14 protein-coding genes and 1 pseudogene are annotated in these 15,643 nt (G+C 75.2%); 7 read left to right on the top strand and 8 right to left on the bottom strand.

Going from position 1 to position 15,643, the window contains the following annotated elements; translation table 11 throughout:
• Positions 1 to 13 precede the first annotated feature (13 nt).
• Both ACFY61_RS11950 and ACFY61_RS11945 read left to right on the top strand, forming a co-directional pair.
• Positions 14 to 751 carry a maleylpyruvate isomerase family mycothiol-dependent enzyme gene (locus ACFY61_RS11950; protein ID WP_389470262.1) on the top strand — a complete coding sequence of 246 codons (738 nt, stop codon included), beginning with the start codon at positions 14 to 16 and terminating at the stop codon, positions 749 to 751.
• 355 nt (positions 752 to 1,106) lie between these two features.
• Positions 1,107 to 1,709: pseudogene (locus ACFY61_RS11945) on the top strand (phosphatase PAP2 family protein); the annotation flags it as partial.
• A gap of 9 nt (positions 1,710 to 1,718) precedes the next feature.
• Here the strand turns inward: ACFY61_RS11945 and ACFY61_RS11940 are convergent.
• Genes ACFY61_RS11940 through ACFY61_RS11930 form a run of 3 tightly spaced genes read right to left on the bottom strand, consistent with a single transcriptional unit; the run spans position 1,719 to position 4,790 of the window.
• A complete protein-coding gene (locus tag ACFY61_RS11940) occupies positions 1,719 to 2,447 on the bottom strand; it encodes a response regulator (protein WP_389470261.1) in 729 nt (242 codons plus the stop codon).
• Entirely contained in the window at positions 2,444 to 4,033 is a 1,590-nt protein-coding gene (locus ACFY61_RS11935; RefSeq protein ID WP_389470258.1) for a sensor histidine kinase, read from the bottom strand. The genes ACFY61_RS11940 and ACFY61_RS11935 overlap by 4 nt, the downstream gene beginning before the upstream one ends.
• A gap of 46 nt (positions 4,034 to 4,079) precedes the next feature.
• Positions 4,080 to 4,790, bottom strand: a complete 711-nt coding sequence (locus tag ACFY61_RS11930) for a TetR/AcrR family transcriptional regulator (protein WP_389470256.1) — start codon at positions 4,788 to 4,790, stop codon at positions 4,080 to 4,082.
• A gap of 147 nt (positions 4,791 to 4,937) precedes the next feature.
• On the opposite strand from ACFY61_RS11930, the gene ACFY61_RS11925 reads away from it, so the two are divergent.
• On the top strand, positions 4,938 to 5,399 hold the full coding sequence (locus tag ACFY61_RS11925) for a nitroreductase family deazaflavin-dependent oxidoreductase (protein WP_389470254.1): 462 nt from the start codon (positions 4,938 to 4,940) through the stop codon (positions 5,397 to 5,399).
• On the opposite strand, the gene ACFY61_RS11920 is transcribed toward ACFY61_RS11925, so the two are convergent.
• On the bottom strand, positions 5,383 to 6,765 hold the full coding sequence (locus tag ACFY61_RS11920) for a geranylgeranyl reductase family protein (protein ID WP_389470432.1): 1,383 nt from the start codon (positions 6,763 to 6,765) through the stop codon (positions 5,383 to 5,385). The genes ACFY61_RS11925 and ACFY61_RS11920 overlap by 17 nt on opposite strands.
• 260 nt (positions 6,766 to 7,025) lie before the next feature.
• Between ACFY61_RS11920 and ACFY61_RS11915 the strand changes: the two genes are divergently transcribed.
• The 3 genes from ACFY61_RS11915 (at position 7,026) to ACFY61_RS11905 (ending at position 10,334) form a co-directional block, all read left to right on the top strand.
• Entirely contained in the window at positions 7,026 to 8,390 is a 1,365-nt protein-coding gene (locus ACFY61_RS11915) for a dipeptidase (protein ID WP_389470251.1), read from the top strand.
• Positions 8,391 to 8,493: 103 nt separating this feature from the next.
• Positions 8,494 to 9,210, top strand: a complete 717-nt coding sequence (locus ACFY61_RS11910; RefSeq protein ID WP_389470250.1) for an MBL fold metallo-hydrolase — start codon at positions 8,494 to 8,496, stop codon at positions 9,208 to 9,210.
• A gap of 134 nt (positions 9,211 to 9,344) precedes the next feature.
• The gene (locus tag ACFY61_RS11905) at positions 9,345 to 10,334 is read left to right on the top strand and encodes an NAD(P)H-dependent oxidoreductase (protein WP_389470248.1); all 990 of its coding nucleotides are present in this window, start codon (positions 9,345 to 9,347) and stop codon (positions 10,332 to 10,334) included.
• Positions 10,335 to 10,681: 347 nt separating this feature from the next.
• Here ACFY61_RS11905 and ACFY61_RS11900 read toward each other — a convergent pair whose 3' ends face one another.
• Positions 10,682 to 11,722, bottom strand: a complete 1,041-nt coding sequence (locus ACFY61_RS11900) for an NUDIX domain-containing protein (RefSeq protein ID WP_389470246.1) — start codon at positions 11,720 to 11,722, stop codon at positions 10,682 to 10,684.
• 77 nt (positions 11,723 to 11,799) lie between these two features.
• Between ACFY61_RS11900 and ACFY61_RS11895 the strand changes: the two genes are divergently transcribed.
• A complete protein-coding gene (locus ACFY61_RS11895) occupies positions 11,800 to 12,891 on the top strand; it encodes a LacI family DNA-binding transcriptional regulator (RefSeq protein ID WP_389470243.1) in 1,092 nt (363 codons plus the stop codon).
• A gap of 4 nt (positions 12,892 to 12,895) precedes the next feature.
• Here ACFY61_RS11895 and ACFY61_RS11890 read toward each other — a convergent pair whose 3' ends face one another.
• The 3 genes from ACFY61_RS11890 to ACFY61_RS11880 form a co-directional block, all read right to left on the bottom strand.
• Entirely contained in the window at positions 12,896 to 13,093 is a 198-nt protein-coding gene (locus tag ACFY61_RS11890) for a hypothetical protein (RefSeq protein WP_389470242.1), read from the bottom strand.
• An 85-nt stretch (positions 13,094 to 13,178) separates the two neighbouring features.
• Positions 13,179 to 14,477 (bottom strand): DUF6986 family protein, encoded by a 1,299-nt coding sequence (locus tag ACFY61_RS11885; protein ID WP_389470239.1) that lies wholly within the window; start codon positions 14,475 to 14,477, stop codon positions 13,179 to 13,181.
• Positions 14,478 to 14,649: 172 nt separating this feature from the next.
• On the bottom strand, positions 14,650 to 15,612 hold the full coding sequence (locus ACFY61_RS11880) for an electron transfer flavoprotein subunit alpha/FixB family protein (RefSeq protein WP_389470238.1): 963 nt from the start codon (positions 15,610 to 15,612) through the stop codon (positions 14,650 to 14,652).
• Positions 15,613 to 15,643: the final 31 nt, after the last annotated feature.

Genomic DNA, 15,643 nt, shown 5'->3' with positions numbered 1-15,643 from the left:
CAGACTGCCCGGCATGGAGATCGACGCATACCTCGAGGTCCTCGAACGCGAGGGCGGACTGCTGGCCGAGGCCGCCGAACGGGCCGGGCTGGACGCGCCGGTGCCGACCTGCCCCGGCTGGCGGACGTCCGACCTGCTGCGGCACACCGGGGCGGTGCACCGCTGGGCGGGCGCCTACGTGGCGGAGGGCCTGCTGGAGCCGGAGCCGTTCCCCGAGGGGCCGGAGTTCACCGGCGCGGAGCTGCTGGCCTGGTACCGCGAGGGGCACGCCGAGCTGGTGCGGATCCTGGCGGGGGCGCCGGCGGACGCGCAGTGCTGGACGTTCCTGCCGACGGCCACCACCCCGCGGGGCTTCTGGTCGCGCCGGCAGGCCCACGAGACGACGGTGCACCGCATGGACGCGGAATCGGCGCTGGGGCGGCGTTTCGGGCCGGTGGACCCGGAGTTCGCGGAGGACGGCGTGGACGAGCTGCTCACCGGCTTCCACGCGCGCGCGAAGAGCCGCGCCCGCACGGACCGGCCGCGCGTCCTGCGGATCCGGGCGGCGGACACGGGCGCGGTCTGGACGGTCCACCTGTCGGCGGAGCCGCCGCGGACGGTACGGAACGACACGGGTGCGGCGGACTGCGAGGTGACGGCGGAGGCGGCGTGGTTGTACGCGGCACTGTGGAACCGCGTCCCGCTGACGGGCCCGGCGGTCCACGGCGACGCGTCCCTGGCCCACCACTGGACCCAGACGGCCCACATCTGACCCCCCGCGCCGGCCGCCCCCCGGCCCGCTCAGAGGCCACGCCACGGCCCCCGGGGCGACAGCCCAGTACCGCCGGGCCCATCCAGCTGCGCCGGCGCTTGAGGCGCGGGGCACGGGGCAGAGCCCCTAAGCCCGGGCCACGCCCCCGCCGGACCCGCTCAAACGCCGCTCGGGCTTGAAAGCCCACGCCGCCGGGGCAGCAGCCCGGGCCCATCCAGCCGCGCCGGCGCTTCAGGCGCGGGGCGCGGGGCGGAGCCCCGGAGCACGGGCGGGGGTGTCAAGCCCGACTTTCGTGGGGGTGGGGTCCGGCGGTTCGGCGGGGGCGGGCCGCCCCGGCGCTTCCTACCGTCGGGGCATGAACAGGCACACGACCACCGCAGCCGCCTGCACGGCCGCCGCCACCGCCGGCGCCGTCCTGTGGCTCGCCCCAGGCCGAACCGCGCCCGCGGCCGACGGCCCCTCCGCCGCCGGCTACCGCGCCCTGACCAGCCGGATAGCCGAGGCCCCCGCCTGGGCCGGCACCGCCCTCGAAGTCGCCACCGAGGGAGTCCTGCTGCTCCTCGGCGCGCTGCTGCTCGCGCACGCGTGGACCGCCTGGCGGCGCCGCGACCCCGCCCTGGGCGCGGGCGCCCTGACCACCGCCGCCGGCACCGTGCTCGCGTACGCGCTGAGCGAGGGACTGAAGCTGCTGGTGGAGCAGGAGCGGCCGTGCCGGGCGGTGCGCGCGGCCGCCGAGGCGGTCGCGGAGTGCCCGGCGCCCGGCGACTGGTCCTTCCCCAGCAACCACGCCACCCTGGCGGCCGCCCTCGCCGTGGGCCTCGCCTCCGCCCGGCCGCGGCTGGCCGCCGTGGTGCTGCCGCTCGCCGCCGCGGGCGCCCTGTCGCGGGTCGCCGTAGGGGTGCACTATCCGCACGACGTGCTGGCCGGCGCGGTGCTCGGGGCCGGGACGGCCGCCGTCCTGGCGCTGCTAGGACGCGCCGCCCGGCCGTTTTGGAACGACGCCCGCGCCGCTGACGCCGCCGACGATGCCCGCCTCGTGCGCCACCACCGCCGCGGCGGCACGGTTCTCCACCCCCAGCCGCGCGAGGATCGAGCTGACGTGACCCTTCACCGTCCCTTCCGCGACCCGCAGCCGCCGCGCGATCCGGCCGTTCGACAGGCCGCCGCCGAGGTGCGCCAGCACGTCCCGTTCGCGGGCGGTCAGCGCCTGGACCCGTTCCCGGGCGGCGGTCCGGCGGGCGGCCGCGGCGCCGGCGCCGCCGGCCGCGAGGTGGGCGACGACCCTGGCGGCCACCTTCGGTGAGAGGTACGCCGCCCCGTCGGCCACCGCGCGGATCCCCGCGATCAGTTCCTCGGGCTCGCCGGACTTGATGAGGAAGCCGGCCGCGCCGCCGCTCAGGGCCCGCAGGATGTAGTCGTCCTCGCCGAACGTGGTCAGCATGACCACCCCCGTGGCGGGGGCGGCCCGGCGGATCTCGGCGGCCGCCTCGATGCCGCCCAGTCCGGGCATGCGGATGTCGAGGACGGCGACGTCGGGGCGGTGACGGAGGACCAGGTCCACGGCCTGGTGCCCGTCGGCGGCCTCGGCGACCACCTCCAGGCCGGGGTCGGCGGCGAGCACGGCCCGGACCCCGGCGCGGATCATCGGCTCGTCGTCGGCGATCAGGACGCGGACGGCGGTGGGGGGCTGGGTCATCGGACGTCCTTCCCGGAGTACGTGTCGGTGGAGAGGAGCAGGCCGTCCCGGAAGCACAGCCGGAACAGGTCGCCGGACCGGTCGTCGAACGGGTCGGCGGTCTGGACGTAGTACGCGCACTCGGCGCCGGGCGGCACCGGCCGCGGACGGGCCGGGCGCAGGGTCGTCTGCCGTTCCGGCAGTACGGGCGCCAGGGCGGCCCGCGACGTGCCGGGGCGAAGCGCGGCGAAGTCCCGCGGGTCGAGCACGGACTGGCGTGCCGTCGCGGTGTCCCACACCCGTACTCCGACGACGAGCAGCGCGGTGGTCAGCAGCGGCACCATCACCGCGGCCAGTGCGGTACGGCGGAGCCGGCGGCTGGCGGTGCGGTGCTCGGGCGGCAGCCCGGTAGCGGGGGTGCCGTACGGCGCGGACCGTGCCGGAGCCTGCGCGCCGCCGGGCGGTGGCGGCCGGTGCGGGAGCTCGGCGCGCACCACGAAGCCGGTCGGGGCGGAACCGTTCGGGGTGCCGCTCGGGGTGCCGCTCGGGGTGCCGTTCGGAGCGCCGTCCGCGGAACCGTCCGCTGAGCCGGTCGCCGGACCGGCTGTGAAGCGGCCTCCGGCCAGCCGGACCCGCTCGTCCAGCCCGACCAGCCCCGAACCGGTGCCGGCCGGTCGAGCGGCCGGCCGGGCCGGCGCCGGCGCGGGCCCGTTGGCCACGCGGACCCCGGTGTGCCGCGCGCCGTAGCGGAGTTCCACGACCGTCCGGGTGCCGGGCGCGTGCTTGGCGACGTTGGTGAGCGCCTCCTGCACCACCCGGTACGCCGCCTGCTCGGTCACCCCGGGGGTGTCCGGGTCCGGTTCGCCTTCGGTGCGCAGCCGTACGTCGAGCCCGGAGGCCGCCGCCTGGGCGACCAGGTCGGCGATGCCCGCGCCGGCGGGGCGGGCCGGCAGTTCCGCGGGGTCCTGGCGCAGGAGGCCGACGACTTCGCCGAGCCGCTCGGCCGCGGCGCCCGCCCTGGCCCGGACGTCCCGGGCGGCGGGCCGCAGGGCGTCCGGGAGGCCGGGGGCGAGCTGGAGCGCGCCGGCCGACAGGGCGATCAGGCTGAGTTCGTGGCCGAGGGCGTCGTGCATGTCCTGGGCGATCCGGGCCCGTTCGCGCAACCGGGCGCGCTCGGCGACGAGTCGCTGTTCCCGTTCCATCCGTTCGGCCCGTTCCCATCCGGCCCGGACGAGTTCCCGGTACTGCCGGTGGAACCGTCCCGCGAACCAGGGCACCAGCGCGAACCCCACGAGCACGGCCACGAAGCGGCTCGCGCCGCTCATCCACGCCGGAACCAGGACGGTGGCGACGACGGCGGCCGCGGCCACGGTGACCAGCGCGAACGCGATGCCGCGGGCGCGGCCCGGCCGGCTCCCGGCGAGGAAGCCCGCGGCCAGCGCGGGCGGGGCCCACCACAGGCTGGTGGCGCTCAGGCCGGCGGCGGCCGCCGACACCGCCGTGAACACCGGTCCCGGCATCCGGGCGAGCCGGGCCGCCCACGGCGGGGGCCGGAGGCTGCGGGAGGGGCGGTGGAACGGGCGGGCGGAGCGGATCTCGTGACTCACGTGCGCGACCCTACGGAGCACGGCGGGGCCGCGGCACTGCCGAAAGTCATGCGGCGGGAGCGGGCCCGGGCAGGCCCACCTCGCGGGCGAGGCGGTCCGCGTGGTGGGCGAAGAACCGGTCCCGCTCGGATTCGGTCACCACGTTCTGGAAGTGGCCGAAGACTTCGAAGGAGATCAGGCCGACGAGCTGCGCCCAGACGCCGACCAGGGCGGCGGTGACCGCGGGCGGCAGTCCGCGGGCGAAGTCCTCCGTCATCCGTTCCGCCTCGGCGCGCAGCCCGGCGGGGAGCGGGGGGAGGGCCAGACCGGGGCCGGTGTGGGCTTCGCGAATGACGGCGATGAACACGTCGGCGACCCGGGCGGCCGGACCGACGGTGTCCTGCGGGGCGCGGTATCCGGGGACGGGGGAACCGTAGATCAGGGCGTACTCGTGGGGGTGGGCCAGGGCCCAGGCGCGGAGGGCGGTGGCGGCGGCGAGCCAGCGGGTGCGCGGAGGCGCACCGGCGGCGTCGGCGGACGCGGTCTCGACGGCGGCGCCCGCGCTGTCGTACGCGTCGACGATCAGCGCGGTCAGCAGCTCGTCGCGGCTGGGGAAGTAGCGGTACAGCGCGGACGAGACCATGCCGAGCTGGCGGGCCACGGCGCGAAGGGAGAGCTTGGCTGCGCCTTCGGCCGCGAGCTGGCGGCGCGCCTCGTCCTTGATGGCCGCGGTGACCTCGATCCGGGCCCGTTCCCTGGCTCCTCGCACGGTGTTCATGGTCGCAGTGTGCCACGTGCACGGAGCAGCGCCCAAAAACGAGTGCGTCGCACTAAAACGAGAGCAGCGCTCTTGCCGTAGCGCACCAATCCGTGCACACTGATCTCAAGCGAGAGCACCGCTCTCCAAACGTGTCAGGAGCAGACCATGACCCCCGCCGGCCCCGCGTACTACGCCCGCGCCAACCGCTTCGACCGCGGCCTGAACACCCTGATCGGTCTGCTGGCCCGGTTCGGCGTGAGCCTGGCCGGCAGCGCCGAGCTCTCGGTGCGCGGCCGCAAGTCCGGCGCCATGCAGCGCATCCCGGTCAACCCGTACACCCACGAGGGGGCGCGGTACCTGGTCTCGGCCCGGGGCCACTCCCAGTGGGTGCGCAACATGCGGGCCGCCGGCTGCGGCGAGCTGCGGGTGGGCCGCAGGGTCCGGACGTTCACCGCCGTCGAGATCACCGACCCCGCCGAGCAGGCCGCCGTACTGCGCGGCTACCTCGCGAAGTGGGGCTGGGAGGTGGACCGGTTCTTCCGCGGGGTGACCGCCGCGTCCTCCGAGGAGGAACTGCTCGCGGCGGCCGGTGACCACCCCGTCTTCCGCATCACGGTGTCCCGCTGACCTCCCCGGCCGCCGCGCCCCGGCCCGGCCCCGCGCCCGGCCCGCCGGCCCCGTGCCCGCCGACCCCCGGCCCGTCCGCCTCCGGCCCGTCCGCCTCCGTTACGTCGGCCTGGCGCCCGCCGGTGCCCGGCCCCTCCGGGGCCCGCCCCTGCTCCCCGCCGCGCGCCGGGTCCGCGGACCGCCCGGCGTCCCGCGCCAGCCGGCCGTCCACCACGTGCAGCGCCTTGTTCGCCAGGGGGGACGTCCGCACCAGCTCGGCGAGCGTCGTGGCTCCCCGGGTGATCCGCGCGAAGGCCCGCCAGGCCGGCCGCAGTCCGGTGATCGCGACGTGCAGCAGCCACGGCTTGGCTTCGAAGACCGCGAGCATCCGCTTGCCGACCTCCATCTCCACGCCCAGCCCCGCCTTGATGGCGAAGGCGTAGTTGAGGGCCTGCCGGCGCGCGTCCACCGCGTCCTGCGCCTCGGCGATCCGCACCGCCCACTCCCCCGCCAGCCGGCCGGAACGCAACGCGAAGGAGATGCCCTCCCGCGTCCACGGCTCCAGCAGCCCGGCCGCGTCACCCGCGACGAGCACCCGGCCGCGGGACAGCGGTGAGTCCGGCTTGCGGCAGCGGGTCAGATGCCCGGAGGAGACGGCCGGCTCGAACCCGGCCAGGCCCAGGCGGGCGACGAAGTCCTCCAGGTACCGCTTGGTGGCGGCGCCGTCACCGCGGGCCGAGATCACGCCGACCGTGAGGGTGTCGCCCTTGGGGAAGACCCATCCGTAACTCCCCGGCAGGGGGCCCCAGTCGATCAGGACCCGGCCCTTCCAGTCCTCCGCGACCGTCGGCGGTACCGGGATCTCCGACTCCAGGCCCAGGTCCACCTGGTCCATCTCCACGCCGACGTGGGCGCCGATGCGGCCGGCGCTGCCGTCCGCCCCGACCACGGCCCGCGCCAGCACCGTCTCCCCGTCGGCGAGGACCACCGCGACCGTGCGCCGGTCCGGTACCGCCGGCCCGTGCTGCTCGACCCGCGCCACCGCCGCACCGGTGCGCACCCGGGCGCCCGCCTCCTCGGCGGCGGCCACCAGCCCGGCGTCGAACTCCGGCCGGTTGACCAGCCCGAAGAGCATGTGCTTCGCGCGGCGGGTGCGGGCCAGCTTCCCGTCGAGCGTGAAGGTGACCGCGTGGATCCGGTCCTGCAAGGGGAGGACGAAGCCCGGCGGCAGGGAGTCCCGCGAAGGGCCGATGATGCCGCCGCCACAGGTCTTGTAGCGGGGCAGCTCGGCCTTCTCCAGCAGCAGGACCCGGCGGCCGGCCGAGGCCGCCGCGTGGGCGGCCGAAGCGCCGGCCGGGCCGGCTCCGACCACCACGACGTCCCACACCTCGCCGGTGCCACCGCTGCCGGCCGTCCCGCGCGCCCCCTCGGCCTCCAGCCCTCCCGCGTCCAGCCCTGCCGCGTCCCGCCCTGCTGCGTCGTGCACGTCGTCGCTGCTCACGATGTGTTGCTGCTCCTGATCGCCCGGTTGCCGATGCCGGGCAAATCCTACGGCGAGAGATCACCTCACCCCGTTGTGCGAGGATCGGGACTGTCTTCGCCGTACCCGGCACTACGTACAACGTCGCACCCACGAGGAGCGTGCCCATGACGCCCAACCCGATCGCCGAGACCGTCGCCTCGCTGATGCCCCGTGCCAAGTCGGAGCTGGCCGAGCTGGTGGCCTTCCAGTCGGTGGCGGACTGGGCGCAGTTCCCGAAGAGCGAGAGCGAGGCCGCCGCGAACTGGGTGGCGGACGCGCTGCGCGCGGAGGGCTTCGAGGACGTGGCCCTGCTGGACACCCCCGACGGCACGCAGTCGGTGTACGGCTTCCTGCCCGGCCCGGCCGGCGCGCCGACCGTGCTGCTGTACGCCCACTACGACGTGCAGCCGCCGCTGGACGACGCGGCCTGGATCTCCCCGGCGTTCGAGCTGACCGAGCGCGACGGACGCTGGTACGGGCGCGGTGCCGCCGACTGCAAGGGCGGGTTCATCATGCACCTGCTCGCGCTGCGCGCGCTGAAGGCCAACGGCGGGGTGCCGGTGAACGTGAAGGTGATCGCCGAGGGCTCGGAGGAGCAGGGCACCGGCGGCCTCCAGCAGTACGCCGAGGCGCACCCGGAGCTGCTGGCCGCCGACACCATCGTCATCGGCGACGCGGGGAACTTCCGGCCGGGCCTGCCGACGGTGACGGCGACCCTGCGCGGCATGTGCCTGCTGAAGGTCAAGGTGGACACGCTGGCGGGGAACCTGCACTCGGGCATGTTCGGCGGGGCTGCCCCGGACGCGCTGGCCGCCCTGATCCGCGTCCTGGACTCGCTGCGCGCGGCGGACGGTTCGACGACCGTGGACGGCCTGGCGTCGGACGCCGTCTGGGAGGGGCTCCAGTACCCGGAGGCGGACTTCCGGGCGGACGCCAAGGTGTTGGACGGGGTGGAGCTGATCGGCGCGGGCACCGTCGCCGACCGGCTGTGGGCGCGGCCGGCGGTGACGGTGCTGGGCATCGACTGCCCGCCGGTGGTCGGCGCGACGCCGTCCGTGCAGGCGAGCGCGGGCGCGCTGATCAGCCTGCGGGTGCCGCCGGGCGTGGACACGGCGGAGGCGATCAAGCTGCTGGAGGCCCACCTGGTCGCGCACACGCCGTGGCGGGCGCGCCTGCAGGTCGAGGTGGTCGGCCAGGGCCAGCCGTTCCAGGCGGACACCGAGAGCCCGGCGTACGCGTCGATGCGGGCGGCGCTGGAGGCGGCGTACCCCGGCCAGGAGATGCAGATCAGCGGCATGGGCGGGTCCATCCCGCTGTGCAACACGCTGACCTCGCTGTACCCGGAGGCGGAGATGCTGCTGATCGGCCTGAGCGAGCCGGAGGCGCAGATCCACGCGGTCAACGAGAGCGTGTCGCCGGACGAGCTGGAGCGGCTGTCGGTGGCGGAAGCGCTGTTCCTGGTCAACTACGCGGCGTCGAAGCGCGGCTGACCGGCCCCTTCCGGTTCCGCCGGGGGCGTAGTGCGCGGTGAGCGTACTCCGCCCCCGGCGAACTCCGCCCGGCCGGGCGCGAGTCCACACGTACGTTCCCCGTATGGATCTCGTCGAGGTACTACCGAGCCAGAACCGACTCCGACTGCGACTCCACATGCTCCGCTTTCCGATCGGCCAGGCCTGTCTCTGGCAGGACGGCGGGGCGCTGACCCTGATCGACTCCGGCCATGCCGGCTCCGCCGGGGAGATCGAGGGGGCGATCCGATCGCTCGGGCTGCGGCCCGAGCGGCTGGAGCGGATCGTCCTGACGCACTGTCACCGCGACCACGTCGGCGCGGCCGGCGAACTGGCCGCGCGGTGGGGTGCGGAGGTGCTGGCGCACCGCCTGGACGCCCCCGTCATCCGGGGCGAGGCCCCGGTGCCCGAGCCCGTCCTGCTGGACTGGGAGCTCCCGCTGTACGAGCACGGGCTCACCGTCCCCGAGGCCCCGCCGACCCGGGTGGACCGGGAGCTGGAGGACGGCGACGAGCTGCCCTTCGGCGGCGGCGCGCGGGTGGTCCACGCGCCGGGCCACACCGACGGCAGCATCGGCATCCACCTGCCGGAGCACGGGGTGCTGTTCACCGGGGACTGCGTGGCCGGGGTGGGCCGGGTGATGCCGGGCGTGTTCAACGTGGACCGGGCGGCGGCGATCGCCTCCTTCGCGAAGCTGGCTGCGCTCGAGCCGGCGGTGGCCTGCTTCGGCCACGGCGACCCCCTGACGGAGTCCACGGCGGCCACCCTCCACGCGGCGGCCCTCACCGCACTCCCGGCGTAGCCACCGCCCCGCGCCCGGCGGCGCCCTGTCCGCTCCCCCTCGCAGTCCCCTGACGTTCCGGGGGGCCGTCTCGTCGTACCTCTCGAAGGACGCCATCGGCCCGGAGGACCCGGGTGACACGTCAGGAGAGAGCGATGCCCAGGATCGGAATACTCGTCGGCAGCACCCGGCCCACCCGCAAGGGCGACCAGGTCGCGCGGTGGGTCCACGAGCGGGGGGCCCACCGCGACGACGCGGAGTTCGAGGTGGTCGACCTGCTCGACCACCCGCTGCCGCATCTGGACGAGCCGCTGCCCGCGCTCGCCGGGCAGTACCGGCACGACCACACCCGGGCGTGGGCGGAAACCATCGGCCGCTTCGACGGGTTCGTCATGGTCACCCCCGAGTACAACGCGTCCATCCCCGGTGTGCTCAAGAACGCGATCGACTACCTGTACGCGGAGTGGACGGACAAGGCCGTCGGTGTCGTCTCCTACGGCGTCGACGGCGGTGCCCATGCGGCCAGGCAGCTGCGGGCGCTGTGCGAGCTCCTCCGGATGCGTGCGGTGGCTCCGGAGGTGTCGCTTTCCCTGCACACCGACTTCGAGGACCACGTGACGCTCGAACCGCGCCCCCACCAGGTCGGCGCGCTGGACACGTTGCTGGACCACGTCGTCGCCCGCCGCACGGGAGTACGGACGGCCACGCCGGCGCGGCGCGGGACGGACGAAGCCGCGGTCCTCCGCCGCGTCGACGCGATCGTCGACGCGGTCAGGGCCGGGGACCTCGAAGGCCTGGGGCGGATGTACTCGACGGACGTCGTGTCCTTCGACATCGATCCGCCGCTCCAGCACGTGGGCGCGGACGCGAAGCTCAAGAACTGGGCGAGGGTGTTCACGTCGTTCCGGGAGGTGACCTACGAGGTGCGGGACCTGAAGGCCACGGTCGGCGAGGACGTGGCGTTCGCGCACGGCTTCGGTCGCCTCGGCGGCACGTTGCCCGGCGGGGCGGTGACGGGCGGCACGTGGGTCCGGGTCACCTTCTGCTTCCGGAAGATCGACGGCGAATGGCTGGTCACGCACGATCAGGTGTCCGTGCCCCTGGACGTGCTGGGCGGCACGGGCTTCGTCACCCTCGAACCGTGACGCCGGCCCACCCGGGCGAAGCCCTGCCCGTACGACCACGGCTCCGCCCCGCCACCCCCAGCCCCGCCGGCGATCGAGGCGCGGGGCACGGGGCAGAGCCCCCGCCGGACCCGCTCAAACGCCGCTCGGGCTCAATACCCCCCACCCCGGGCCCACAGCCACAGCTCCGCCCCACCACCCCAGCCCCGCCGGCGCTTGAGGCGCGGGGCACGGGGCAGAGCCCCGAAGTCCGGGCCACGCCCCCGCCAGGCCCGCTCGAACGCCGCCCGGGCTCAAGAGCCCGCCCCGGCCCGGGCCCACGGCCGCGGCTCCGCCCCGCCGGCGAGCGGGGCGGCGGTGGGGCCGGGTCAGACCGGGGTGCCCGCTTCGAGGTTGAGTACCGTGCCGCGTTCGCGTGCGCGGAGGGCCCAGCGGAGGCGGTCGAAGCGCTGCCGCGGCAGCAGTTCCGCCGCCTCCGCCTCGGTCACGAACCGCCACTCCCGCAACTCCGGCCCCGGCAGCCGCAGTCCCGCGACGGCCGACGCCGGCAGCCGCCCCCCGTCGAAGAGGAACCGCAGCCCCCCGTACGCCGGCGGCTCCGGCGGCTCCCAGTCGATCAGCAGCAGCCCCGGCGCCCGGTCCAGCGTCAGGCCGAGTTCCTCGGCGACCTCCCGCACCCCCGCCCGCGCGGGCGCCTCGCCGCGCTCGACCACGCCGCCCGGGAACTCCCAGCCCGGCTTGTACGTCGGGTCCACCAGCAGCACCCGGTCCAGGTCGTCGAAGAGCAGGACCCCCGCCGCCACCGTCTCCGCCCGCGGTTCGGGCGTCTGCACGATCTCGCAGACCCCCGCCGCCCCCGTCCGCACGGCCTCGGCGATCCGCTCCGCCGTCTCCCGCGGCGTCAGCGCGCCGTTGTCGACGCGGTGCGCGTCCGCGCCGAGCCAGCCGTCCAGCGCCTGAAGGGTCGCGGGGATGTGGTCGTAGGCCCAGCGCCGGACCCGGACCTCGTTCTCCGCCTCGGTCAGCCCCGGCTCCCGCCGCGCGGCTATCCGCTCCCGCAGGATCGTTTCCCCGGGGTCGAGCACCACGTGCCGCACCGGGATCCGCCTGGCCGCCAGACCGCCGAAGATCTCGTCCCGGTACTCCTGCCGCAGCAGGGTCATGGGGACCACCAGCACCCCGCCCAGCTCCGCGAGCATCGCCGCCGCCGTGTCCACCACCAGCCGCCGCCAGATCGGCAGGTCCTGGTAGTCGGTCACCTCGTCGAGCCGCTTGCGCGGCAGCATCACCCGCAGCGCGTCGCCGATCAGCTCGGGGTCGTACAGCGAAGCCTCCGGCAGGAGGCCGGCCAGCTCGCGCGCCGTGCTGGTCTTCCCGGCGCTGAAGGCGCCGTTGATCCAGACAATCAAGATTACCCCTCTTCAGATACCACCGGTGGCTTGCCCGGAACACCCTGTCACGGAAACCGGCCCGCGGCGGACTGCTTATGCTCGACCTCCGAGCCCTTGCCCTTCCACCGCCCGCCGGAGGTTCCCGCATCGTGCCCCAGACCCGCCGCCCGTCCGAGCCCCGCTACGGCAGCCGGCCGACGATGAAGGACGTGGCGGCCCGCGCCGGTGTGGGTCTGAAGACCGTCTCCCGCGTGGTCAACGGCGAGCCGGGGGTCACCTCGGACACCGAGCGGCGCGTCCGGGAGGCCATCGAAGCGCTCGGCTTCCGCCGCAACGACAGCGCCCGCGTGCTCCGCAAGGGCCGTACGGCCACCGTCGGCCTGGTGCTGGAGGACCTCGCCGACCCCTTCTACGGGCCCCTCAACCGGGCCGTGGAGGAGGTGGCCCGGGCCCACGGCGCGTTGCTGATCAACGGGTCCAGCGCCGAGGACCCGGACCGGGAGCGGGAGTTGGCGCTGGCGCTGTGCGCCCGCCGGGTGGACGGGCTGGTGGTCATCCCGGCCGGGGACGACCACCGCTACCTGGAGCCGGAGATGCGGGCCGGTATGGCCACGGTGTTCGTGGACCGGCCGGCCGGGCGGATCGAGGCGGACGTGGTGCTGTCCGACAGCTTCGGCGGGGCCCGCGACGGCGTCGCCCACCTGATCGCGCACGGCCACCGCCGCATCGGCTTCGTCGGGGACCACCCGCGGATCCACACCGCGACCGAGCGGCTGCGCGGCTACCGCGCGGCGATGGCGGAGGCTGGTCTGCCGGTGGCGGACTCCTGGGTGGCGCTGGGTTCCACCGACCCGGCGCGGGTCACGGCCGCGGCCGGGGCCATGCTGGGCGGCCCGGCCCCGGTGACGGCCTTCTTCGCGGGCAACAACCGCGTGACCGTGACCCTGGTCCGCGTCCTGGCGGCCGGCGGCCGCCCCACCGCCCTGGTCGGCTTCGACGACTTCGAGCTCGCCGACCTGCTCCGCCCGGGCGTCACCGTGGTCGCCCAGGACGCGGCGGCCCTGGGCCGGGTCGCCACCGACCGCCTCTTCCAGCGCCTGGCGGGAGCCGGCCTCCCTCCGTCCCGGATCGAGCTCCCGACCCGCCTGATCCCGCGCGGCTCGGGCGAACTCCCGCCGCCGGACTGAGCGTTCACCCGATCAGGGCGCGCAGTGCGGGCACGGCCACGGCGGCGGCCGTCAATCCGGCCAGGACGGAGAGGGCCGCGCCCGTCCCGCCGAGGAACGTCAGACCGCCGGCCGTGGCGCCGGCGAGCACGGCGCAGATCAGCACGACGGGGGTGTGCAGGGACAGGAACGGCCGGCCTTCGGACCGGTGGGGTGTGGTCATGGCCCGATCGCAGCGGACCGGGCGGCCGGGGCCGGCGGCCCGGCCGGAGGGACCGGGCCGGGCCGCGGGGCGGGACGGGGAGGACTCAGGCGGTCGCCGTCAGGGTCGCCGAGCGGCGCGGGATGGCGAAGGCGTCGAGTTCGGCGCGGGTGAGGCCGGTCAGGGCGGTGACCTCGTCGGTGCCGACGGCGCCGCAGTCCAGGCCGCGGACCAGGTAGCCGGCCAGGGCCTTGGCGGTGGCCGGCTCGTCCATCACGTCGCCCTCGATCTTGGCGACGTAGGCCTTCAGGCGCGCGGCGGCGGCCTCCAGGCCCTCGCGGTAGAAGGTGAACACGGCGGCGTAGCGGGTCGGGAGGTGGCCCGGGTGCATGTCCCAGCCCTGGTAGTAGGCGCGGGCCAGGGCGCGGCGGGTCAGCCCGTAGTGCAGCTTCCAGGCCTCGTGGACCTTCTCGGTGGTGCCGATCGGCAGCACGTTGGTGGAGCCGTCGGAGACGCGTACGCCGGTGCCGGCGGCGGCGACCTGCATGATCGCCTTGGCGTGGTCGGCGGCCGGGTGGTCGCTGGCCTGGTAGGCGGCGGACACGCCGACGCAGGCGCTGTAGTCGAAGGTGCCGTAGTGCAGGCCGGTGGCGCGTCCCTTGGCGGCGTCGATCATGCGGGCGACGGTGGCGGTGCCGTCAGAGGCCAGGATGGACTGGCTGGTCTCGATCTGGATCTCGAAGCCGATGCGGCCCGGGCGCAGGCCGCGGGCGGATTCGAAGGCCTCCAGCAGCTTGACGAACGCGGACACCTGCTCGGCGTAGGTGACCTTGGGGAGGGTGAGGACCAGGTTGTCCGGGAGGCCGCCGTGGGCGAGGAGGCCGGAGAGGAAGATGTCGGTGGTGCGGATGCCGCGGTCGCGGACGTTGGACTCCATGCACTTCATCCGGATGCCCATGTACGGCGCGTTGGTGCCGTTGGAGTAGGCCTCGGAGACGAGGCGGGCGGCGCGGGCGGCGGCCTGGTCCTCCTCGTCGTCGGAGCGGACGCCGAAGCCGTCCTCGAAGTCGATGCGGAGGTCCTCGACGGGCTCGGAGGCCAGCTTGGCGCGGACGCGTTCGTAGACGGTGCCGGCGAGCGCGTCGTCGATGCCGAGGACCTTGCCGAAGGTGGCGGCGTCCGGGGCGTGCTCGTCGAGGGCGGCCAGTGCCTGGTCGCCCCACTTGCGGATGGTGTCGGCGGCGAAGACGTCACCGGGTACGTAGACGGTGTGGATCGGCTGGCGGGTGCCGGGGTCGCCCGGGTAGCGGCGCGCGAGTTCCGCGTCCACCGGCGCGAGGGAGGCGCTGATGCCCTCGCTGACCGCGCCGGCGAGGCTCGTCGCCACCTTCTCCTGCTGACCCATCCTGCACTCTCCTCTTTTCCGCTTCACGGAAGCATTGATCCGCATAGCAGAATTTAGTCAGGGGGTTCCGCTCAGTCAATGGTTGCAGGAAACGGCCCGGGGCCGCGTGGCGAGTATCACCACGCGGCCCCGGGACCGTCTGTCTGTGCAGGTCAGGCGATTCGCCAGGCGGTCAGCCCTTGCGCGCCTTGATCTCGGTGGTCAGCTGCGGGACGACCTGGAAGAGGTCGCCGACCACGCCGTAGTCGACCAGGTCGAAGATCGGGGCCTCGGCGTCCTTGTTGATGGCCACGATGGTCTTCGAGGTCTGCATGCCGGCCCGGTGCTGGATCGCGCCGGAGATGCCGGAGGCGATGTACAGCTGCGGGGAGACCGACTTGCCGGTCTGGCCGACCTGGTTGGAGTGCGGGTACCAGCCGGCGTCGACGGCGGCGCGGGAGGCGCCGACGGCGGCACCGAGGGAGTCCGCGAGCTCCTCGATGATGTGGAAGTTCTCGGCACCGTTGACGCCGCGGCCGCCGGAGACCACGATCGCGGCCTCGGTCAGCTCGGGGCGGCCGGTCGACTCGCGCGGGGTGCGGGAGACGACCTTGGTGCCGGTGGCCAGGGCGCCGAAGGTGACGGCGAGCGCCTCGACGGCGCCGGCGGCCGGGGCGGCCTCGACCGGGGCCGAGTTCGGCTTGACGGTGATGACCGGGGTGCCCTTGGACACGCGGGACTTGGTGGTGAAGGAGGCGGCGAACGCGGACTGGGTCGCGACCGGGCCCTCGTCACCGGCCTCCAGGTCCACGGCGTCGGTGATGATGCCGGAGCCGATGCGGACGGCGAGGCGGGCGGCGATCTCCTTGCCCTCGGCGGAGGACGGGACGAGCACGGCGGCCGGGGACACGGCCTCGTACGCGGCCTGCAGCGCGTCCACCTTCGGGACGACGAGGTACTCGGCGAACTCGGGGGCGTCGGCGGTCAGGACCTTGACCGCGCCGTGCTCGGCGAGCGTGGCGGCGGTGTCGGCGGCACCGGCACCCAGGGCGACGGCGACGGGCTCGCCGATGCGGCGGGCCAGCGTCAGCAGCTCCAGGGTGGGCTTGCGGACGGCGCCGTCCACGTGGTCGACGTAGACGAGAACTTCAGCCATGGGACTGATCTCCTGCTATTGCGAAGTGAGA

This window comes from Streptomyces sp. NPDC012888, assembly GCF_042900645.1.
In the GTDB taxonomy this organism is placed as follows: Bacteria; Actinomycetota; Actinomycetes; order Streptomycetales; family Streptomycetaceae; genus Streptomyces.
The sequence above is the reverse complement of the archived record's forward strand: the minus strand, read 5'-3'. Positions and strand labels throughout refer to the sequence as shown.